The organism is Lentibacillus kapialis, assembly GCF_014646635.1.
Classification (GTDB): Bacteria; Bacillota; Bacilli; order Bacillales; family Amphibacillaceae; genus Lentibacillus; species Lentibacillus kapialis.
Genome location: NZ_BMNQ01000022.1, coordinates 1 through 21,221, shown reverse-complemented (window position 1 = coordinate 21,221; position 21,221 = coordinate 1). Strand labels below are relative to the sequence as shown.

Below are 21,221 nucleotides of genomic sequence, written 5' to 3'. Positions count from 1 at the left end.
AAAGAAAAACACTTTTCCTGCGTGCGAAGCGCCTTCAGGGTAGCATTACTTGTGCTCATGTATCTAAAGGCATACATTCCGCTGCTCGAAACTGCGCCGTCTCGAACTTCTTGGTCCTTTTTATCCTCCTTTTTGAACACGCACTACAAGCCTAAATGTGATATTTTTCTACTCATTTAGGACACCATTAACATACAATGTTATTTCGGTAAAGAAGTTAACATCTTTTCATTTATTGTAAAGCACCCCTGTGAATAGCCATATCCAAAGGAGTGCCTCGCATCTTATTACACAAACATCGGAATTTGTTTTAAAGCCACAAAAATTGTAAGTTTCCTTACCCTACTCAACCGTAACGCTTTTGGCCAGATTTCTCGGCTTATCGACATCACAACCGCGGTGCAGCGCCGCATAATAGGCAAGCAACTGCATTGGCACGACACTGACAAGCGGTGCAATCAGCTCATGCACTTGCGGAACGACAAACGCATCAGAATCCTGCTCAAGTCCCCTCATACTAAAAATCATATCATTGGCCCCGCGTGCAACAACTTCCTGCACGTTACTGCGGATAGCGTAATTGACGTTTTCCTGCGTTGCCAGTGCAATAACCGGCGTGCCTTCTTCAATGAGTGCAATCGTGCCATGCTTCAACTCGCCACCGGCAAACCCTTCCGCCTGAATGTAGGAGATTTCTTTCAGTTTCAGTGCTCCTTCGAGACAGACAAAATAGTCACTGCCCCGGCCAATAAAGAAAGCATTTTGGGTTGTTGCAAGGTTGCTCCGAACAAGTTCTTCAATCGTTTCCTTCTGATCTGTCAGCACTTCTATCGCATTTGCCGCAATAGCAAGTTCCTGCAATGGATCAAAATCCAGTCTAATCTCTTTTGCCCGTGCTGTATCAACTGCCAAAATTGCTAAAACAGCGATTTGTGCTGTATAAGCTTTTGTTGAAGCTACAGCAATCTCCGGTCCCGCATGCAGATGCAGCGTAAAATCCGATTCACGAGAAAGGGTGGATCCGGCCACATTTGTAATCGTCAATGCCGGATGTCCCATTTCTTTGATTTTAACTAATACTGAACGGCTGTCGGCTGTTTCGCCACTCTGTGAAATGAACACAAATAAAGGATGTTCTGATAGAAGTGGCATATTGTAGGAGAATTCACTTGCTACATGGACTTCCGTTGGTATTCCGGCCATGTTCTCCAGGAACTGTTTACCGGCAAGTCCTGCATGATAGCTGGTACCCGCTGCAATAATATAAATACGGTCACACCTTTTCATAGCACCGCGTATCTCCGGGGCCAGTTTCAGACGATCGAAATCATCCTGGTAGGACTGGATAATGCGCCGCATGACAAGTGGCTGCTCATCGATTTCTTTAAGCATAAAGTGCGGGTATGTGCCCTTTTCCGTGTCGCTCAAATCAATTTGCGCGGTATACGGGCTGCGATGAACAGCAGTACCGTCCAATTTTTGCACGTTCACGAAGTTGCGGTTCACAAGTACGATTTCTTGATCAAAAATTTCCAGATACTGATCTGTTTCTTTCAATGTTGCCATGGCATCACTGGTGACAACATTAAATCCGTCGCCCAGCCCAATGAGCAATGGGCTTTTATTTTTGGCCACATAAATCGTATCCCGGTCTTGTTTATCGATTAAACCAATCGCATACGAACCTTTTAAGAGACTTATCGTTTGGCGAAATGCTTTTGTTGTGTCCCGATATTTTTCAGCGTTCTTTTCAATGAGCTGAACAATGATTTCGCTATCTGTTTCACTGCCAAAAGCGATCCCGTCAAGATACTCTTTTTTCAGCTCCTGATAATTTTCAATAACACCATTATGAACCAGCATAAAACGGCCAGACGCACTTTGGTGGGGATGTGCATTTTCTGCACTTGGTTTGCCATGTGTCGCCCAACGTGTATGACCAATTCCCAGTGTTGACACAGTTGTATCGTCGACACGCTGGCGCAGTGCAGCAATCCGTCCTTTTACTTTAAACACGTTGATATGGTCGTGATCCAGCTCTGCAATCCCTGCCGAATCATAACCGCGGTATTCCAGCTTTTCCAGGCCGTTCAGTAAAATTTCCTTTGAATCATTATATCCGATATATCCTACAATTCCACACATCGCTGTTTCCTCCTTGATACAAGGGGCAACAAACGACCTATGTTCTATAATTGGGGCGTCTTGTTGCCCCTTTCTCGTGATAGTTAATTCCATCTTGCCTTGATTTTTGTACAGCAAGTCGCCTTGCCGTTTTCGAAAAAAAGCATCACGACTGAGATGTGCAGTCGGGAGGTATCCGCCGATTAAGTTCGATGACCTCCTCCTCGTCAACTATTTCCATTGCCGATCAGAAATAGTCCAGGCGCTTAATCAAGTTTTTTCTGCTCTCCTTTCTATATTTGAATCCACCCTTAAAGCAATCGAGGCTTTCTATATTCTAACGGAAGCAGGATGTATTGGTCAATTACTTTTTGAAAAGGGTGGTGGATTATGTATATGCCTATTAAAAGCACAACGTGTGCTGCTAAGGACATAAATCTAGTATACTATAGGCAAAAAGTAAGGAGTATATCTTTATGAACATTTCCGATATCCCGCATGATATGAGATTTAAATTTGGTCCGAATTTACGGGAAGTGCCGCTAAACAAAATGGACATGCTTTATGGCATGATGTATATTCAAAAACAGCTTAACGATCAGAATCCGGACAAACAGGAAAAGGGGCGATTACACGGACTATTGGGAACGTTTTTACGCATTGTTGGCGAACTGGAAGAAAGTAAACGGAACCTGAATCAGGCCATATCTATTTTCCGTGAATTAGATGAACAACAAAATGTGTTCATCAATCAACTCCGTCTGGCCAATACTTATCAATGGCATAACGACTTTGCTTCCTCTAATAAAATGTTCGAGGAGTTGCTGGATAAAGCCGATAATATGCCGGAATACGCCGAATACCAGGATTTTGTCTATCAGCATTATGGTAAAAATCTATTTGACCAGGAGAAGTATCATGAAGCACTCGATTACTTTCGTAAAGCATTCGACCTCCGATCAGGGAAGCGCAATAATGAACTGACTGCGTCCACTGAAACAGCTATTGAGGTATGTGAGAAAAAATTAAATAAATAACGCTCTTCACCTCTATAATCGAAAAAAGAAACGGAAAAAGTGGCAATCCTGAGGACCAATTTTCAGATGCCACTTTTTCTGACCTGAATTCGATTATTGGAGTAAGAAGACAGGCTAACAGATCGGATATCGACTAGCCCTGATGTTTTTCCAAAAAGTTCAGCATATGCTTATAAACGCTGATTTCATTTTCCTTTTTCGAAAAGCCATGCCCTTCATTTTCGAGAACAAGGTACTCGACATCACGGCCTTCTTCCTGTAATTTGGCAACAATATTATCAGATTCCTCTTTTACAACACGCGGATCCTCTGCTCCCTGGATAACAAGCATCGGTTTTGTCATACTCCTAAGATAAGTAACGGGTGAGTCCTTTTTAAAACGCTCCTTGTCGCGTTCAGGATCACCAAGCCAGCGATCCATGATTGGCTTCCAATGCGGGGGAACTGATTTAACGAATGTAAACAGATCGGACGGACCAAAAATATCGACACACGCTTTAAAATATTCGGAATGGCGCCCATGCAAGAGGAGAGTCATGTAGCCGCCATAGCTTCCGCCGACGAGAAACAACTTATCACGTTGGCTTATGTTATGGTTAAACAACCATTCAATTCCGGCAGCACAATCAAGTCGAGGCCCTTCTCCCCAGTCATGTTCAACCATTTTTACAAAAGAGGAGCCATAACCTGTACTTCCACGAAAATTTGGGGCAAAAATCGTGTATCCTCTGTTCAGAAAACATTGGAACATCGACCGGAAGGACTTTTTTTCGGCAGCTTGTGGTCCGCCATGCGGCCAAAAGATAGTATAACCATTATCGTTCTCCGGCTTGGCTCTAAACAATAAGGATTCAATTTTCATGTCGTCGAATGATTGATACGAAACCACTTCAGGTTCAACCATATCTTCACTGCTTAACCCCAATACCCGGTTGTTCGTCAGCTGTTTCCAGTTCTCGCCAAATTTTGAGCAAAAAATATTATGCGGAGTCGTCGCGTTTGTCCCTAAGATATAGACATTACCCGATTTGGAAACTTTCAGCTGATCAATCACATCAACAGGTGCAGACAATTTGACCAACTTCTCTGTTTCCATTTCATAACGATAGAGTATATCAGTCACACCATTTTCTGTGACAAGATATAACGTATTTTTTTCTTTAGTGAATTTCAGCTGCTTAACACTTTCATGTTCAACTGACAGCACCTTGGAAAACTCCCGATTATTCATATCAAATTTTGCCACGTAATTATACTCGCTATCAAAATTCGTTATAAAATAAATGGTGTTCGGGGCAACAAAAACAGGATCGAATATCACATGGACTTTTTTCGAATCAGGTGTCAGATCAAACATTTCTTCCCCTTTTTTGACAAACCCGGTAACATACGTATTGGCAAATGCACGTAGGTAAACAAAGGTCGATTCATCATCGGAAACAGCCGCGAGCTCAGTTGGTGAAACCTCGCCGATATTGAGCAATGTATCCGCGCCATTTTCCAAGTTGCGGACACGAGCATTCATGAAGGACGGATTTTCTTCGGATGTCATGTAATAAATGCGTTCACCATCATTACTCAGATCACTGAAAAAGTATTTATTTTCAGGGTCGCCTGTCACCAGCGGTTTTGCCAACCCACCATTATATGGAATGGCATAGATCTGGTGATTCTCATCACCGTCCCGGTCAAATCCGGCCAATACATATCGGCCTTTCGGGTCACATTTAATAAAGCTACACGATTCATCCTGATGGGCAAACAGATATGGATAGGTGTCAGGCAGATCCATCGCCCATAGATTCATGCTTCCGTCCAGATTACAACTGAGAATCAACCGCTCTTCATTCGGACAGACATCGAAACCTGTTATCACATATGTACGAAAAAATTGTTCCACGGTCGGTTTCGGAAAAGTAATCATGCTTTGTATTCCCCCTCATTTTATATGTTGGAATTATTTTAATTGCAAAACAATTGTAACGTAAATGATGCGTAATAGACAGGGATGAATGTTAAAAGCTTGTTCAAAAGAAGATATTATGCGGACTAATCTAAGTCGATGACCCACCAAAAAGCTGCTCCCCTTCACCGGAGAGCAGCTTTTATCGCATATCTTATTCCCTCATGCCAAGCAAGTCATCAATGACTGTTACTACCTGATCGGCGTATTTTTCACATTCTTCCTTTGTTGGTGACTCCACCATGACCCGCACAAGCGGTTCGGTTCCGGATGGCCGTACAAATACACGACCTTCTCCGGCCATTTCCTTCTCCATACGGTCGATTGCTTCCTCAATTTTCGGGTTCGTGATAGCAGTGTGTTTATCAACTACTTTGACATTTTTCAACACTTGCGGATATACTTCCATTTCTTCAGCAAGTTCGGACAACGGCTTACCGCTTTCTTTTACGACATTTACCAGTTGCAGTGCTGTCAACATACCATCACCCGTTGTATTGTAATCAAGGAAAATAACATGGCCGGATTGTTCACCGCCAAGATTATAGCCACCTTTGAGCATTTCTTCCATGACATAACGGTCCCCGACTGATGTCTTATCACTTCGCATACCGTTTTCCTCAAGCGCCTTATAGAATCCAAGATTACTCATAACCGTTGACACAACGGTGTTATGACGTAATACACCTTTTTGATTCATATGTTTTCCGCAAATATACATGATCTGATCCCCGTCAACAATTTTACCTTTTTCATCGACTGCTATCAGGCGATCGCCGTCACCGTCAAAGGCTAGACCCAGATCCGCTTCCTTTTCTTTAACAAATTCCTGTAAAGTCTCCGGATGTGTTGATCCAACGCCATCATTAATGTTCAAACCATCTGGCGAAGAACCAATTGACACAATATCCGCTTCCAAATCAGCAAACAAATGCGTTGCAAGGCTCGATGTTGAACCATGTGCACAGTCCAGAGCAATTTTGATATTTTCGAAGTCGTTATCAATCGTATCTTTCAGGAACGAAAGATATTTTTGGCCGCCTTCAAAATAGTCGTTCATCACACCAATATCCGGTCCGATCGGACGCGGTAAGTCATCTTCATCGTCCATCAGTTTCTCAATTTCATTTTCTTCAGCATCCGACAGTTTAAAACCATTTGGACCAAAAAATTTAATACCATTATCCTCGACAGGATTATGCGATGCAGAAATCATTACACCTGCTTCTGCCTTGGTCGCTTTTGTCAGATAGGCAACACCAGGCGTTGAAATGACACCCAGCCGCATGACCTCAGCACCGATCGAAAGCAACCCGGCGACAAGAGCCCCTTCCAACATGTTTCCCGAGACACGTGTATCGCGTCCCACCAAAATTTTGGGTTTTTCAGTGCCTTGGGTTAATGCATAGCCGCCAAATCGACCCAATTTATAGGCTAGTTCTGATGTCAACTCTGTGTTAGCTATTCCTCTGACACCATCTGTTCCAAAATATTTTCCCATCTTGATAAACTCTCCTTTGATATCCGTTTAACGGCTGCTAAAAGTTATTTCCATCTAGGACGAAATATCTATGACAGCTTGTTCAAATTCCCCGTTCATTTCGATACCATCCGGACCTTCAATTATTACTGGGACTTCGTGCTCCCCTGCCTCAAGTCCTTCTGCATCAATCGAAACGTTAAAATCGGCTGCGGTCAGGCCGCTGACTTCTGCCTGATTTCCTGTCACAGTTACATTCATTTTCTGATCCCCAGGTTCTGTAAAAGAAATGTCTTGTCCATCTCCAAGGTATCCCACATCAATTGGAACTGCTTCAAAAGTTCTTGTCTGCTCCAGTTCTACCTGTACTTCAACTGATTCTGAATCAGGTACGCTTGCACCATTGGGCAAATCAAGCTCGACATCAATCGTACCTGATTCTGTTAAATCTGACAGCTCAACAGCTTCGGTCGAAACTTGTTCGATATTCTGCAACACCTCGTTTGGCCCAAACACTTTTACCTCGTCTGCATTTGGAGAAATGGAGGAAAGTGAATATCCGTTTGAAAGTTCTCCCGTTGTTTCTACATTCACAGGAACGTTTTTACTCGGATTGTTGATATCAACTGAAGCATTAACATTTTCAGGTTCAACCCGGACATTCAACTCGTTTCCTCTGGCATCGTAAACATTAACCGGCACCTCTCTGTTATCAATGGACTCTGCCGTTTCTGATACATCGACAAACACTTTCACAATTGCAATCTGTTCAATGACTTCTTTTGAGCTGGTTATCGTAACTTGATCAGGTTCTGTCCGGGAGTCACCAACTTGATAGCCTTTCGGAAGTTGATCCATGTTTATAACATCAACCGCAACATTAAATTGTTCTGATACCCGTTCTTCAATCGTTACCTCGATAGTTTTTGGCTCGATGTAAACTTTCAGCTCTTCAGGAATTCCTGTGTACTCCAGGTCAACAGTATGTGTGCCCGGTTCCAAATTTTCCAGATCAACATATATATCAAAGTTCTCCTGTTGAGCTGTAGCCGTCAATGTTCCTGTACTTCCTTCAAGTGTGACAGCTACCGCTTCCGGAACGCCACTAACAACATAATTTTCTTCATCGATGCGGATATTAACAGGAACATCCTCAACCGTTTGGGCATCATCACCTGAATTTGGCAACAGTCGCGAATCATTCTGATATTGATCAATTTCAACCTGAACAAACACATATAACCCAATGGCAAAAGCTAACGAAATAGCACGAACAAACCATCGGCTTTTAAACCAGTTATCCATTGTCTTTCCCCCTCTGACTTCGTGACTTGGATTCAGAGGCTCTCACGGGCAAAGATAAGTTTTCACGCAGATAGCTGCGCAGTCCCTCCTGATCGAAATCCCGTTTTAATTCACCGTTCTTCGTGACCGAGATGCTTCCGGTTTCCTCAGATACCACAATAGTTATCGCATCTGTGACTTCACTTATTCCCATTGCTGCCCGATGCCGTGTGCCAAGTTCCTTCGAAATAAACGGGCTTTCAGATAAAGGGAGATAACAGGCTGCTGCAAATATTTCTTCTTCCTTTATGATAACAGCACCATCATGAAGCGGTGTATTCGGTGTGAAAATATTGGTCAGCAATTGATGGGTCAGTTTTCCATTAATAAGCGTTCCTGTCTCGGCATAATCACCCATTCCTGTTTCACGCTCAATAGTGATTAATGCACCAATGCGGCGTTTAGCCATATACTGACAGGACTTGACGATTGCTTCGATTCTATGTTCCAGTATTTCCTCTTCGGATTTTGAGCTTCTGGAGAAAAGGCTTCCCCGTCCGATCTGCTCCAACGCCCTTCTCAGTTCAGGCTGGAACAGGATAATAATGACAACAAACCCCCACTTTAAGACTTGGTTCGTCAGGTATTGAATCGTATGGAGTTCAAATGCAATGCTGATGCCCCAAACAATCAGGACAACCACAATACCTTTTAACAGCTGAATGGCTTTCGTGCCCCTTATCAGCATAATGATTTTGTATAAAACATACCAGACGAGAGCTATATCCACGCCGATTCTTAACAATTCCAAAAGGTCAAATCCCCCATCAAGCATGTTCACACTTCCTTTTCGCATATGTACTCTTACTAACTTACATCGTAACGTTTCTCATTATATCATAATTCATGTCCGCCTTTAATTATATCGTTAAAATTTAGTATAACGAGCCCTTTATAGAAAAATATCTAGAAATAAACACTTAAAGAGGTTGTTCAAAAAGTCCGGTAAACATGACACTTTGAATTTCTTCGTTGGCTTGTTTCTCCGCTGCTCATGTATCTAAAGGCATACATTCCGCTGCTCGAAACTGCGCCGCCTCGAACTTCTTGGTCCTTTTTATCCTCCTTTTTGAACACGCACTTAAACATAAATAAACCCGGTTGTTCCCCGGGGTTTATTTGATGCGTTTATATTGATAACAATACCTTTATCCGGTCAGCTGGATGTACCCGAATGAAAAGATGTTTTTCACCAGGTCCTTCAGACTGAACCAAAGCCATTCAAACATCTGGTCCACCTGCTGCAGTTCCCCGTTCACCTCGCCGGCGGAGGCCATTAGTCCCGAACCTTCAATCGTATCACCGTCAATCAGTTCACCATTGATTAGCCTGACATCGCCATCAACCGTTCCATCTATCCGTAAATCGCCGTTTTTGACTATCAGATCTCCCTTTACAGTGACACCTTCCGGAACGATAACGGTATCACCGTGTATTTCAAGATTCTCCTGTTTGGAAACAACCAATTCATTATCCTGATTCCAGGTTGAAAACATCCCGCCGAACATAAAGACAAAGAAGATTGCTGCCGCGGTTAAAACAGGATGCGCTTTAAACCAGCGCAAATACTTAAAACGTTTCTTTTCAGCCGGCAATCGTTGCATCACGTTATCTTTAAAATCCACAGGTGCTTTGATTTGCTCAGTATTGTGAACGAGTTTGATCGTACGCTCCAGTTCATGGAAATGCTTCTGACACGCTTCACAATTCTCCAGATGCTCGCGCAGTCTGTTCTCCTCATCCCTAGTCATATCATTATCTAAATATTTATGCATCAGTCCCACTGCTTCATTACTGCAATTCATGCGATCACACTCCTTTACACATGACGAAGCTTTTTCCGTAAGGCTTCGCGACCGCGATGGATTCTGGTTTTCACCGTACCAAGCGGGATATTCAATATGTCACTGATTTCCTGCAGTGAAAACTCCTCTAAATATCTTAGAATAATAACGCTGCGATACTTTGGAGGCAGAGCGTAAATCTCCTGATTAATGTAACGTTGCAGTTCCATTCCCTCTACTTCCTCCTCAGGCAGCCGGCTATCAGTCGCAAGCTGTGAGTACATATCCAATCCATCTGTTCCTTTGATGTCAGCGTCAAGAAAGTAATCCGGCTTTCGTTTTCGGATCCGATCAATTGTCAAATTGGTCGCAATCCGGTATAACCACGTCGAAAATTTACGTTTATCGTCAAATGAGTGGATGTTGACATAGGCGCGAATAAACGTTTCCTGTCCAATATCCTCTGCTTCATGCTTATTTCCTAGCATCCGGTAACAGTGTTGATAAATTTTATTTTGATAGAAGAAAACGATATCTTCAAAAGCGGATTGATTCCCTTGTTTGACCTGTTTTATCTTTTCTTCGATTAGTATATCCATCTTCTGTACCTCCGCTTATAGCATGCGGCATTAACCATACGGATTAATACCATTAAAGGTTTCAAAAACATATAAAATTGGTTTATCGTCTTATATTTAGGGGTAATAGTATACTAATCATTATACTAAAGTGGGGGCGCTTTTGTGGATGATTATTCAATATTGTTAGAGAAAATCGAAGAATGCCGACAAGAAATACTTGTACTCAGCTTGACATCCCTGGCTGCCATAGAATCCGGCAGACAATTGGATAATTTGCTGAATCGATACCAAAATGCATCATAATGCATTAAAATCGAAATAAAATAACGAAATTTGAACACGATAAATTTGGCTCTATACTTTCTGACGTTATTAGAAAAGGGCATCCGGCGTGGATGCCTTTTTAAGCCTTAAATCACTTCAGTTTTTCGCCGAAAAGGGAACCGACCAGTCCAACAGCCATTGTTGCGGTTTTATTTTTATCATCAAGAATCGGATTCACCTCTACAAATTCCGCGGATGTAAGTATATCAGCTTCTGACAGCATTTCCATGGCCAGATGGCTCTCGCGGTAGGATAAACCGCCAATAACAGGTGTGCCAACACCGGGGGCTTCTTCCGGATCCAACCCATCGAGATCAAGACTCAAATGAACCCCATCTGTTCGGGCTTTTAAGTCATCAATTGTTTCTGTCATTATCCGGGACATGCCCAAACGATCAATTTCGTGCATAGAATAAACGGTCATTCCTTTTTCTTGTATAAGGTCTTTTTCTTCCGGATCAAGTGAACGCGCCCCGACAATGACAATATTTTCAGGTTTTATTTTGGGCGCATAACCCAAAATATTGGTGAGTTTTTCATGGCCGATGCCAAGACTTGCTGCAAGAGGCATCCCGTGTATATTGCCCGAGGGCGATGTATCGCCCGAATTCAAATCACCGTGGGCATCATACCAGATGACTCCGAGATTGTCATAATGTTTGGCTATGCCTGCCAGGGTACCGATCGCAATACTATGATCACCGCCCAGCACCAACGGGAAACGATTTTGGCTGATTTCCCCATCAACCATGCCCGCAAGTGTCTGGTTACTTTCCGATACTTGCTGCAGGTTACGCAGATTGCCTTCCTGTATGGTATCTTTACTATCCGGGCGTGAAACCGGCACATCACCTAAATCAATGATATTATATTTAAGGTTTTCCAATCTTTCGGTGACACCAGCGTAGCGAATAGCGCTTGGGCCCATGTCCACACCGCGACGGCTTTGTCCAAGATCCATTGGTACGCCGATAATCGATACATTTTTTTGCATAGCTGAACCTCCTCTGCTTACCATTTTAGACAAAAAGTGAGCAATGACTCAACCTGACAAAAAAATGTATATATATGCATTCATCAATCTTGCTTTTCTATTACGCCCGCTCCAAGCTCGGAGTTCATAATATCCAACGATTTAATTCCTGCTCGTTTCCAAGATGCAGCAAGCTGTTCAGCTTTTAGACGGGATGGCATAAAGGCAATCCCGCAATCACCACCGCCTGCTCCTGAAGGTTTACCGGCTCCGCCATACGTTTCCGCCAAATCACATAATACTTTCAATAACGGTGTTTCGACCTCTATATTGGCATGTCTGCCGACAGCTGCCAATGCCGCTCTATTCTGCTTTGTTCCGTCTAATACAGAGGAAGAGTCTTCTCTGTTGATCCCATCTAAAAAAGTATTGACTGCCTTTTCACTATCAGCCAAAAACTGCTCGTATAAGACGTGATCAGTTGTCTTAAGACTGGATATTCCTTGAACCAAATCATGAGTGGATGCAGGTGTGCCCGTCCACCCGATACACATGTACAAATCATTGGGAAGCTTGATTGGTTGTACATGAAAATAGGGCCAGTCCTTATTCACAAGCCCGGTAATGCTGTCTGTTTCATAATAAGTCTCCAAAAGCCAGTCAGCTTGGAAAGAGGCATACTGCAAAAAACCACCGTATGACGAAGCGGCAACATCAGCACCGGAGCCGCTCCCTTGAGTTTTAACATGCGCAATGGCTGCAAGCTTGAAAATCAGTTTTTCTGACGGTGTTTCAGGTAAAAACTTTGATAATATAGCAGCTGCCACGGACGTTACAACTGCCGCACTCGAACCCAGCCCATACTTAGTGCCTGATGCATCGTCCAGTTCGCTGCGGATCGAAAGATGGAATGGAGCAGGCGTGACATTGTGTTCTTTTAAATAGGTATAGACCACTGCCATCGCATCTTCAACAAACCGCACGCGCCTATCACTTGTTTTAATATGGACAGTATTTGCCTCATATTGCCATTCCATTTCATTCAAATCAAATGTCTCGAGGGTAAGGCGATTTTCGCTACTTTCTTTTAGAGTCGCATAAACAAAACGATTGACCGCCATGACAACTAACTTTTGATGTTTTTCAAGGACGGCAAACTCTCCCGCAACCATTAATTTGCCGGGAACTTTCACCGTTAGCGATGAATCAGGCAACATATTCAGCCCTCCTAAATGTAGGATACCCCTTCGCCCGGCTTACTGACTTTAACATCATGGACACCGGTTATATTTTGCAGCATATTCCGGACTTTTTCCTCATGTTCTGGCGTATAGAGAACCTTGACATTCGGGCCGGCATCAATGGTGAAAAATGCAGGGACACCAGTCGCCCGCAAGTCCTGTACAGTTTGCATGATTGAAACAGTAGTGCTCTGCCAGTAACTGAAAGGAGGATTTGCAGCCAATGTGGTCGCATGCATCCGGAGACAGTTGGCTTCAGCAATCTCGCCCACTTTTTCAATATCCTTCGCCGCGATACCTTCTTTTATGGCAGCAAGATCGTTAGGAATGCTGTCTACCCAAGCCGGGTAATAAGCAGATGTATCCACTGTACGCCTCATGCCTTCCCGGCTCAATATTTTTTTCTCAGCAGATGATAAAATAACAGCAGCAACCCTGATATCCCAATAATTCGCAGATGCTACCGGAACAGCATACGAATCCGAGCCATCAGACAATGTCCCTTTTTCCCATTCAACAAACCCGCCATATACCGATCTGCACGCCGACCCGGAGCCTTGTCTCGTCAAAATAGAAAGCTGCTGTTCATCAGCAGATAAACCAATAGCTTTTGCCGCCGCTGCAGCTAAAGCAGCAAACCCGGATGCGGATGATGCAAACCCAGCAGCGGTCGGGACATGGTTGGTAGAATGAATTTCAGCAAAAGCATCCGGTTTTCCCGCTGCAGCCCGTATGCGGTCAAGAAATGCTGTGACACGATTTTTTTCCGCTCCTGTAACAAATTGTTCGTTTAAATAAAAATGGTCTGTGCTTAAATCGTTCCGGAAATCGACAGATGTTGCAGTATAGAATCCATCCAATGTCAGCGACAAACTGCTATTCATTGGCAGAATCAGGGGTTCATCACGTTTTCCCCAATATTTAATAAGAGCAATGTTGGTATGGGCCTTAGCTGCAGCTTTCATGTAATGTCCCCTTTGGCCTTGTAGAATTACCTCGAAAATTAGGCAAAATGACCGTCCCGCCGAAGCGGCCATTTTGCCTTTCTGGTTACCCCATATACTTAATCTTTTTTCTTTCTGAGTGCAAATGACCATACAGCATGTGCGCCAAATCGTTTTAGTTTTTCACACAATTGTTTGGAATGAACTTCATTCTGAGCGAGGGCAATGACACAGCCGCCATTGCCGGCGCCAGTCAGTTTAGCACCCAACGCACCCTCTTGACGGGCAAAATAAATCAGTCTGTTCAATCCAGCATCACTGACTCCGAGGGCTTCCAGTTCTTTTTGTGCTTCATTGAGCATTTGTCCTAAAAGATGTTTGCTTGCCGTTTCCAATGCCGTTCTGGCGCGGTGCGTCAGTTCACCCATTCGTTCGAGTTTAGACTGTATCCGTTTTGGCGCTGTCCTGATCAGATGACTTACTGATTCTACCGCCTGACGAGTGTCACCCATTCTCCCTGAATCAGCCACAATAAAATGAAAATCGCCTTTTGGTTCAATCAGATCGGTGGGAGCTTCTTTTTTATACCATATCGGCAGTTCAGATGTGATTGTCAGCGTATCAATACCACTTGGTTCGCCATGCGCGTGTTTTTCGGATATATCCGCCAGTCTCAATATATCCTCCATTGCATAATCCTGTCCGGCATAGGCAAACAGGGAGCGGATGACTGCTACTGCCACTGATGCGCTTGAGCCTAATCCTTTCCCGGGAGGTATGGAAGATTTAATTTGAACCAGCAGATCCTCGCATGGCATATCAAGATGTTCCAGTGTTGCTCTAATACAAGAAGTAATTCCATTCAACGATTCAGGTGCGGATTCGATCGGTCCATGATAAAGCGTACTGTCAATCTTCACCGAACCCGGAACATAATCGATAGTGGCTTCTGCACCCACCAATGGAAATGGAAGCGATATTGCTGGCTGTCCGTGTACCACTGCATGATCCCCGATTAAAATCAACTTGCTATGAGCTACACCGCTAGCTGTTTGTACTGAAGTAGTTGCTTTTTCTATACTCATTTTTTATATTCTTCCACCAATTCTTTAGCTTTTCCAACACGAATTTCCTTTTCTTCAATTAACCGCTGCGAAATCATGTCAATCATCTCCCCCGTAGCTCCTGCTGCAATTGCAACAGAACGAGAATGCAAAGCCATGTGCCCCTTCTGTATGCCATCGGTTGCCAGTGCTTTCAATGCACCAAGATTTTGTGCAAGCCCAATAGTCACAATAACTTGAGCAAGCTCCTGTGCTGAATCGACATTTAAGATTTTATGTGCCAGTTTCGCAATTGGATGTACTCTGATTGAGCCGCCTACCGTTCCGACTGACATCGGTAGTTCCAATTCTCCAACCAGATTCCCATGCTCATCTTTTGACCATACCGTCATGGATGTATACATGCCATGACGCGCGGCGTGTGCGTGTGCTCCCGCCTCGACTGCGCGCCAGTCATTTCCGGTTGCAATCACGACAGGATCAATTCCATTCATGATACCTTTATTGTGAGTGCATGCACGGTATGGATCAGAAGCAGCAAATTCATATGCATGAATAACGCCGTCACGCACTTCCTCACCTGAAAACCCGTCTGTCTGCAACGCTTCAGGCGGAATGACGCATCGTGCCTTTGCAAGGCAACGCTCAGGGTAATTGGAAAGGATTCGCAAATACACTTTTCCATTCGTCAGCTCCTCGATAACAGGAGCCAATGATTCAGCCATTGTATTAATTATGTTAGCTCCCATTGCATCACACGTGTTGGCGTAAAAATGGACAATGAGCATTTGACTGTATTTTGACCTTGATTCCCCGTTTAAAATTCTAACTTCCAGGTCTACAGCTCCGCCTCCTCTGTTCAGCAGGCTGGGATAGGCATTATTAGCAGCCTCAAGCAATGCTTCTTTCTGCTTTAAAACAATCTCTTTAGCCTCACTAAAATTCGGACAGCCAACAACCTGGATTTGTCCGGTCATGACACGGTCGGTTGCACTGGTTGTAAATCCGCCGGCACTCCTGACTAATTTAGCAATATGGCTTGCAGAAGCAACAACAGAAGGTTCTTCAATGGCCATTGGGATACAATAGTCTTTCCCGTTTATCAGAAAGTTCAATCCCAATCCTAACGGCAGCTGAAAAGTGCCAATAACATTTTCTATCATATTATCAGCTGTCTCTGTTGCCAATGGTTCTTTTGAAAACAGGTATTCAGCTTCTTCATCCGTAAATATCTCCATTGAGGTCAGCAGGTGCCTGCGCTCTTCAACCGTCATGTTATAAAAGCCGGGAATTCTGGAAGTTTCCATACCGTCTCATCCTTTTATAATCAATCATATAAGAATATCATTAGTCATGATTTTACTGTTTCTATTATGTAAAAAAACAGCATAAAATGCAAATAAACAAGGCTGTTAATATCATAACAACCTTGTTTTTCTGCTATAGTTTGTGTTATGTAATTAAGCTGGTGATTCATATATAGTCCGATGAGCCATGGAGGATTCGAACCTCCGACCCTCTGATTAAAAGTCAGATGCTCTGCCAGCTGAGCTAATGGCTCATATCTGTTATGAAAACTAAATTCATTTTGAAACGACCCTTTAATAAACCTTAGGATGGTCGTTGTGTGGGTTTATCAGCAGTTCTTGCCAAAATAAAAAAGGCTGGGCTAGCTGGATTCGAACCAGCGAATCACGGGATCAAAACCCGATGCCTTACCGCTTGGCTATAGCCCAATCAATACTATGGTGGAGGGGGAGAGATTCGAACTCCCGAACCCTGAGGGAGCGGATTTACAGTCCGCCGCGTTTAGCCACTTCGCTACCCCTCCGTAATTATTATACCTAACATTACTACACTTTATACAGAAAAAATAAATGGTGCCGGCCAGAGGACTTGAACCCCCAACCTACTGATTACAAGTCAGTTGCTCTGCCAATTGAGCTAGACCGGCAAATAAATCATCAATGACTAAATATAAAGCTGCATATCCTGTTGTTGCTCGTCGTGCTGCATGTGAATTTAGTGGTGCCGCACTCCTCGCAGGTCTGCACATAGCCGTCAATTCAGTGATGCTTGCGACCTGCTCTGCCAATTGAGCTAGACCGGCAAATATGAATGGTGGAGGATGCAGGGATCGAACCTGCGACCCCCTGCTTGTAAGGCAGGTGCTCTCCCGGCTGAGCTAATCCTCCGGTGGTGACCCGTACGGGATTCGAACCCGTGTTACCGCCGTGAAAGGGCGGTGTCTTAACCACTTGACCAACGGGCCACAAAAGAATGTCAAACTTAACTATGTATTGTCGTAAACCAGCGAATCTTATTATATAAAGATTATGTATGTTTGTAAAGAGAAAAACGAAATTTTCATTGCCAATTTCATTTTTTCTTTTATAATGAGGGAAACCTTTACTTAACCGGGCCGCTCGCCGCATTCGTTTGTATGATAGGCTACCGTGTCAAAAATATATTCGGAGGGATAATGGTGACGGGCATCTTTTTAGAAACAAATGGCGAGCCATTTACAGCGTTTGGAATAAGTCATTTAACGGGACTACTCGTTTACTTTTTGGGAGCTGGTGCTCTCCTGCTATTTCCCCACAAAATACTGAATCATCCCCCCGTCCATAACACCCTGCGATGGAGTTTCTTCTGTCTGCTGGTTTTATCTGAAGTGAGCTACCAAGTGTACACAGTTTTAAACGGCATCTGGAGCCTTGAGGAACATATGTTTTTCCACCTTTGTGGTATCGCCGGTATCACTGGTGCTATTGCGCTTGTGAGTAACAATAAACCTTTAATCAGAATCACATTTTTTATTGGACTGATTCCGTCGTTTTTAGCATTGGTGACACCTGAGCTACCTTATGATTTTCCGCATTATCGTTTTTTGAAATTCTTTATTCACCATCTGACGATTTCCTGGACCAGTATCTTTTTAGTGATTTCCAATCATGTGAGTATTTCGTTTCAATCATTTTTTAAAACTTACGGATCCTTATTAATCTATGCAGCCATCATCGGACTTTTAGCCAACCCGGTGCTGGACTCCAATTATTTATACCTGAACCACCCGCCGATTGCCAGCACGCCCCTTGACTTATTGGGAAACGGCGTCTGGTATTATGTGAATCTATGTGTGCTGGCATTCATCATATTTCTGATGCAATATATGTTATACAGATTCATCACACGAAAATAATGGACAGCAGCATCATTTTCAGGAATAGATAAATGCTGCAATCCAGACAATCACAACCACCGGTAATGAGGTATACAAGGTCTGCCACATTTTCATACCGTGTTTTTTAATCAAATAAAAGGCTACGAAGACCTCCATAACTGTTACAACAATAGCAATCAAGATAAGTACCGGTAAAGCTCCCATCATTTAGCCTCCTCCTATTATAGCATATCATAACAGCTAACATTCCTTTTGGATGGTGCTCATTGTTTTGTCATCATCTGCATGTGTATGCGTCGCCAGCAACGTTTCTCGAATAGCTCTGTAAGCGATTTGAAATTATATGGTAGAAGAATATTGGATAAATTGCAAGACCTCCACCGATCTTCTGTAAAATAACATGAATAGATTTTAAAAAAATGAATATGGATGTAATTGGGGTTTAGAGACTTTTCACAAAAAGGATCGGTGATACCATGGACGAAAATGAAAACAAGTCTTCAAGAGGTCGTGGATATAAAAAAGGTCACGAGGACAGTAAAGAGGAACAGCTTAAACAATACTATGAAAAAAATACCGGACCAGGCGAGAAAATGACGGATGATGCCGGATATAAAGTTTCAAATGACAGATGGAGCTTACGGGCAGGTAAGCGCGGCCCTTTATTATTTCAGGACTTTCACTTTTACAGGAAGCAGTCGAGCTTCAGCCGTGAACGAATACCGGAAAAAGTTGTTCATGCCAGAGGTTTTGGTGTTTATGGGGATTTTGAAACCTATAAATCAATGAAACATGTCACCAGAGCTCACTTCCTGCAGGAGGCCGGCCGTAAAACACCCGTGTTCACCCGATTTTCAAACTTCATTGGAAGTAAAGGTTCCAAGGATACCGCAGTCGATATACGTGGTTTTGCAACCAAGTTTTACACACAGGAGGGGAACTATGATAATTTAGCGCTGCAATTCCCTGTCTTCATACTTGCAGACGCCATGAAATTTATGGATGTGACGCATGCGGTTAAACCGAACCCAATTACAGATGTACCGCAAGCAACCGTCGCACACGATGCTTTTTGGGATTATGTCATCAGTAATCCTGAATCTGCACATATGGTCATGTGGCTGATGTCCATGCGAGGACGCCCAAGAAGCTGGCGCATGATGGCGGGATGGCCAATTAATACATTTCGGTTTATCAATGAACACGGCCAATCGACCTTTGTCCGTTTTAAATGGGTACCGAAACTGGGTGTTCATTCATTACTGCTTGATGAAGCCAATATTATCGGCGGCGTCGACCCGGACTTCCACCGCCGCGATATTATTGAAGCAATTGAATGTGGCGCCTATCCCGAGTATGAGCTAGGTGTGCAATTAATTGCTGAAGCGGATGAGCATAAATATGATTTTGATATTCTGGACGATACTAAGCTTTGGCCGGAGGAAGTTATTCCTGTTGAAATCATCGGTAAATTGACATTGAACCGGTTGGTTGATAATTTCTTTGCCGAGGAAGAACAGTCATCATTCGATCCAGCAACTGTTGTTCCGGGAATTGACTTCACAAGTGACCCTGTTTTACAAGGCAGATCTTTTGCTTACAGAGATACAGATTATCACCGGCTCGGTACTGGAAATATTAATGAGATACCAGTTAACAAGCCTATTTCAGAAACGAACTATAATTATCGGGATAGCTATTCAAAATATCGAATTGATGTTGATTCAGTAAACTATCATAACAATACATTGGCTGACAATACGCCAGCTGAAACCCCTCCTGAAGAAGGTGGTTATGCACATTACCCCAAAGAGGTTGAAGGACATGTCACCAGGGAACGGCCAAGCCAATCCTTCTATGATTACTTTTCACAGGCCCGGCTATTTTGGAACAGCTTATCAACCGTTGAAAAACAAGATCTTACAGACACATTTAATTATCACCTTGGATATGTCAAAAGCAAGTCGATCAGACAGCAAAACGTCGAATTTTGGGCCAACGTTGACAGAGAGATGTCCTGTATTATTGCCGATAATATTGGTGTTGAGCATCCAAAAGGATCCAATGTTCAAATTGCCAAAAGCTCTCCGGCAATTAGTCAGGCCAATACACCACATTATGCCTACACACAAAAGGTTGGCGTCCTGATTGGCAATGGATTCAATGGTGACGAGGTAAGAAATGCGTTGGACACTCTCAAGCACTACGGCGTATTTATGGAAATTATCAGTGAAAAACTTGGAACAGTCAGCAGTTCTGATGGCACAACCATTGAAATCAATGAAACATTCAAAACGACTTATCCAGTTTTGTATGACTCAATTTATGTAGTCGGTGGAAAGGCTGACAATGAGGCTAAATTCGCGCAAGATATTATGGAGTTCATCAATATGACCTATAAACACTACAAACCAATTGGTGTAGCAACAACCGCGCAGTTTTTCATCCCAACGTCCCACCAGAATAATCTGGCCGGTGTCGTTTTTGCCGCTAACAACCCGAATTTCGGAAAAGATTTTTTATCAGCAATTGCTCAACAGCGTTTTTGGGATAGGACTTAGAGAAAGCCAAGCAAGGGGAACAAACGAGTCGTTTCCGTTTTGTTGGCCGGTAAAAGCCGTTCATTATAAAATGAGCGGCTTTTTATTAACGTCAGAAAGTATAAATGATGGATGACCTTATAAACTTCGGCATTCGCTATAAGACGAGGCGAATGCCGAGTTTTTCTAAACAGTTTATTATTTTTACTCCCCTGGTGCTACAGGCATTGTAGAGGTGATAGGTTTCCAGTTATAGAAGGATTAGGATCCTATGGAAAAAACACCTGTACTCATTGGAGGACAAGCGTTTCAAATAAAAGCTTCCAGCCGGACTCGAACCGGCGACCTCTTCCTTACCATGGAAGCGCTCTGCCGACTGAGCTATGGAAGCATGAAATGGCTCCACAGGTAGGGTTCGAACCTACGACCGATCGGTTAACAGCCGATTGCTCTACCGCTGAGCTACTGTGGAATAATCTGAACAGTATATTCAAAACAAAAAATACAAGAAAATGCCTGGCGGCGTCCTACTCTTGCAGGGGTTAAACCCCAACTACCATCGGCGCTGGAGAGCTTAACTTCTGTGTTCGGCATGGGAACAGGTGTGTCCTCTCCGCTGTTGCTGCCAGACCTGTGCA

Annotated in this window: 17 protein-coding genes, 8 tRNA genes and 1 rRNA gene; 4 read left to right on the top strand and 22 right to left on the bottom strand. The window is 43.4% G+C overall.

Annotation, left to right across the window (positions count from 1 at the left end):
- Positions 1–342: 342 nt before the first annotated feature.
- Positions 343–2,145, bottom strand: coding sequence for a glutamine--fructose-6-phosphate transaminase (isomerizing) (gene glmS / locus IEW67_RS09260; RefSeq protein WP_188632784.1), 1,803 nt, complete (start codon positions 2,143–2,145; stop codon positions 343–345).
- 455 nt (positions 2,146–2,600) lie between these two features.
- On the opposite strand from glmS, the gene IEW67_RS09255 reads away from it, so the two are divergent.
- Complete coding sequence (locus tag IEW67_RS09255) at positions 2,601–3,161, top strand: tetratricopeptide repeat protein (protein ID WP_188632783.1); 561 nt, start codon at positions 2,601–2,603, stop codon at positions 3,159–3,161.
- 133 nt (positions 3,162–3,294) lie between these two features.
- On the opposite strand, the gene IEW67_RS09250 is transcribed toward IEW67_RS09255, so the two are convergent.
- The 6 genes from IEW67_RS09250 to sigW all read right to left on the bottom strand — a co-directional run bounded on the left by IEW67_RS09250 (position 3,295) and on the right by sigW (position 10,331).
- A complete protein-coding gene (locus tag IEW67_RS09250; RefSeq protein WP_188632782.1) occupies positions 3,295–5,085 on the bottom strand; it encodes a S9 family peptidase in 1,791 nt (596 codons plus the stop codon).
- A 193-nt stretch (positions 5,086–5,278) separates the two neighbouring features.
- Positions 5,279–6,625 carry a phosphoglucosamine mutase gene (gene glmM / locus IEW67_RS09245; protein ID WP_188632781.1) on the bottom strand — a complete coding sequence of 449 codons (1,347 nt, stop codon included), beginning with the start codon at positions 6,623–6,625 and terminating at the stop codon, positions 5,279–5,281.
- Between the two features lie 54 nt (positions 6,626–6,679).
- The gene (locus IEW67_RS09240; RefSeq protein WP_188632780.1) at positions 6,680–7,909 is read right to left on the bottom strand and encodes a CdaR family protein; all 1,230 of its coding nucleotides are present in this window, start codon (positions 7,907–7,909) and stop codon (positions 6,680–6,682) included.
- Positions 7,902–8,723 carry a diadenylate cyclase CdaA gene (gene cdaA / locus IEW67_RS09235; protein WP_188632779.1) on the bottom strand — a complete coding sequence of 274 codons (822 nt, stop codon included), beginning with the start codon at positions 8,721–8,723 and terminating at the stop codon, positions 7,902–7,904. The genes IEW67_RS09240 and cdaA overlap by 8 nt, the downstream gene beginning before the upstream one ends.
- 373 nt (positions 8,724–9,096) lie before the next feature.
- Positions 9,097–9,753, bottom strand: coding sequence for a zf-HC2 domain-containing protein (locus tag IEW67_RS09230; RefSeq protein ID WP_188632778.1), 657 nt, complete (start codon positions 9,751–9,753; stop codon positions 9,097–9,099).
- Positions 9,754–9,767: 14 nt separating this feature from the next.
- Positions 9,768–10,331 carry an RNA polymerase sigma factor SigW gene (gene sigW, locus IEW67_RS09225; protein WP_188632777.1) on the bottom strand — a complete coding sequence of 188 codons (564 nt, stop codon included), beginning with the start codon at positions 10,329–10,331 and terminating at the stop codon, positions 9,768–9,770.
- Positions 10,332–10,475: 144 nt separating this feature from the next.
- Here sigW and IEW67_RS09220 point away from each other — a divergent pair, with 144 nt between their 5' ends.
- A complete protein-coding gene (locus IEW67_RS09220) occupies positions 10,476–10,616 on the top strand; it encodes an aspartyl-phosphate phosphatase Spo0E family protein (RefSeq protein WP_188632776.1) in 141 nt (46 codons plus the stop codon).
- Positions 10,617–10,728: 112 nt separating this feature from the next.
- Here the strand turns inward: IEW67_RS09220 and rocF are convergent, their stop codons facing one another.
- The 11 genes from rocF to IEW67_RS09165 all read right to left on the bottom strand — a co-directional run bounded on the left by rocF (position 10,729) and on the right by IEW67_RS09165 (position 17,131).
- The gene (gene rocF, locus IEW67_RS09215) at positions 10,729–11,631 is read right to left on the bottom strand and encodes an arginase (RefSeq protein ID WP_188632775.1); all 903 of its coding nucleotides are present in this window, start codon (positions 11,629–11,631) and stop codon (positions 10,729–10,731) included.
- An 83-nt stretch (positions 11,632–11,714) separates the two neighbouring features.
- The gene (locus IEW67_RS09210; RefSeq protein WP_229671727.1) at positions 11,715–12,827 is read right to left on the bottom strand and encodes a phosphomevalonate kinase; all 1,113 of its coding nucleotides are present in this window, start codon (positions 12,825–12,827) and stop codon (positions 11,715–11,717) included.
- A gap of 11 nt (positions 12,828–12,838) precedes the next feature.
- Positions 12,839–13,816 carry a diphosphomevalonate decarboxylase gene (gene mvaD / locus IEW67_RS09205; protein WP_188632774.1) on the bottom strand — a complete coding sequence of 326 codons (978 nt, stop codon included), beginning with the start codon at positions 13,814–13,816 and terminating at the stop codon, positions 12,839–12,841.
- A gap of 98 nt (positions 13,817–13,914) precedes the next feature.
- Entirely contained in the window at positions 13,915–14,880 is a 966-nt protein-coding gene (gene mvk, locus IEW67_RS09200; RefSeq protein WP_188632773.1) for a mevalonate kinase, read from the bottom strand.
- Positions 14,877–16,166: a hydroxymethylglutaryl-CoA reductase, degradative gene (locus tag IEW67_RS09195; protein WP_188632772.1), complete on the bottom strand. Its 1,290-nt coding sequence runs from the start codon at positions 16,164–16,166 to the stop codon at positions 14,877–14,879. The genes mvk and IEW67_RS09195 overlap by 4 nt, the downstream gene beginning before the upstream one ends.
- Positions 16,167–16,347: 181 nt before the next feature.
- A tRNA-Lys gene (locus IEW67_RS09190) sits at positions 16,348–16,420 on the bottom strand.
- A 103-nt stretch (positions 16,421–16,523) separates the two neighbouring features.
- A tRNA-Gln gene (locus tag IEW67_RS09185) sits at positions 16,524–16,595 on the bottom strand.
- A gap of 10 nt (positions 16,596–16,605) precedes the next feature.
- Positions 16,606–16,690 (bottom strand) — tRNA-Tyr (locus tag IEW67_RS09180).
- A 47-nt stretch (positions 16,691–16,737) separates the two neighbouring features.
- Positions 16,738–16,813, bottom strand: a tRNA-Thr gene (locus tag IEW67_RS09175).
- Positions 16,814–16,978: 165 nt separating this feature from the next.
- A tRNA-Val gene (locus tag IEW67_RS09170) sits at positions 16,979–17,054 on the bottom strand.
- Between the two features lie 2 nt (positions 17,055–17,056).
- A tRNA-Glu gene (locus IEW67_RS09165) sits at positions 17,057–17,131 on the bottom strand.
- Positions 17,132–17,341: 210 nt separating this feature from the next.
- On the opposite strand from IEW67_RS09165, the gene IEW67_RS09160 reads away from it, so the two are divergent.
- Entirely contained in the window at positions 17,342–18,061 is a 720-nt protein-coding gene (locus tag IEW67_RS09160) for a YwaF family protein (protein WP_188632771.1), read from the top strand.
- Positions 18,062–18,079: 18 nt separating this feature from the next.
- Here IEW67_RS09160 and IEW67_RS09155 read toward each other — a convergent pair whose 3' ends face one another.
- A complete protein-coding gene (locus tag IEW67_RS09155) occupies positions 18,080–18,250 on the bottom strand; it encodes a hypothetical protein (protein ID WP_188632770.1) in 171 nt (56 codons plus the stop codon).
- A 269-nt stretch (positions 18,251–18,519) separates the two neighbouring features.
- Between IEW67_RS09155 and IEW67_RS09150 the strand changes: the two genes are divergently transcribed.
- Positions 18,520–20,604 (top strand): catalase, encoded by a 2,085-nt coding sequence (locus tag IEW67_RS09150; protein WP_188632769.1) that lies wholly within the window; start codon positions 18,520–18,522, stop codon positions 20,602–20,604.
- 297 nt (positions 20,605–20,901) lie between these two features.
- Here the strand turns inward: IEW67_RS09150 and IEW67_RS09145 are convergent.
- From IEW67_RS09145 to rrf, 3 genes are all read right to left on the bottom strand, one after another.
- A tRNA-Thr gene (locus IEW67_RS09145) sits at positions 20,902–20,974 on the bottom strand.
- A 6-nt stretch (positions 20,975–20,980) separates the two neighbouring features.
- A tRNA-Asn gene (locus IEW67_RS09140) sits at positions 20,981–21,055 on the bottom strand.
- Between the two features lie 42 nt (positions 21,056–21,097).
- Positions 21,098–21,213, bottom strand: a 5S ribosomal RNA gene (gene rrf / locus IEW67_RS09135).
- Positions 21,214–21,221: the final 8 nt, after the last annotated feature.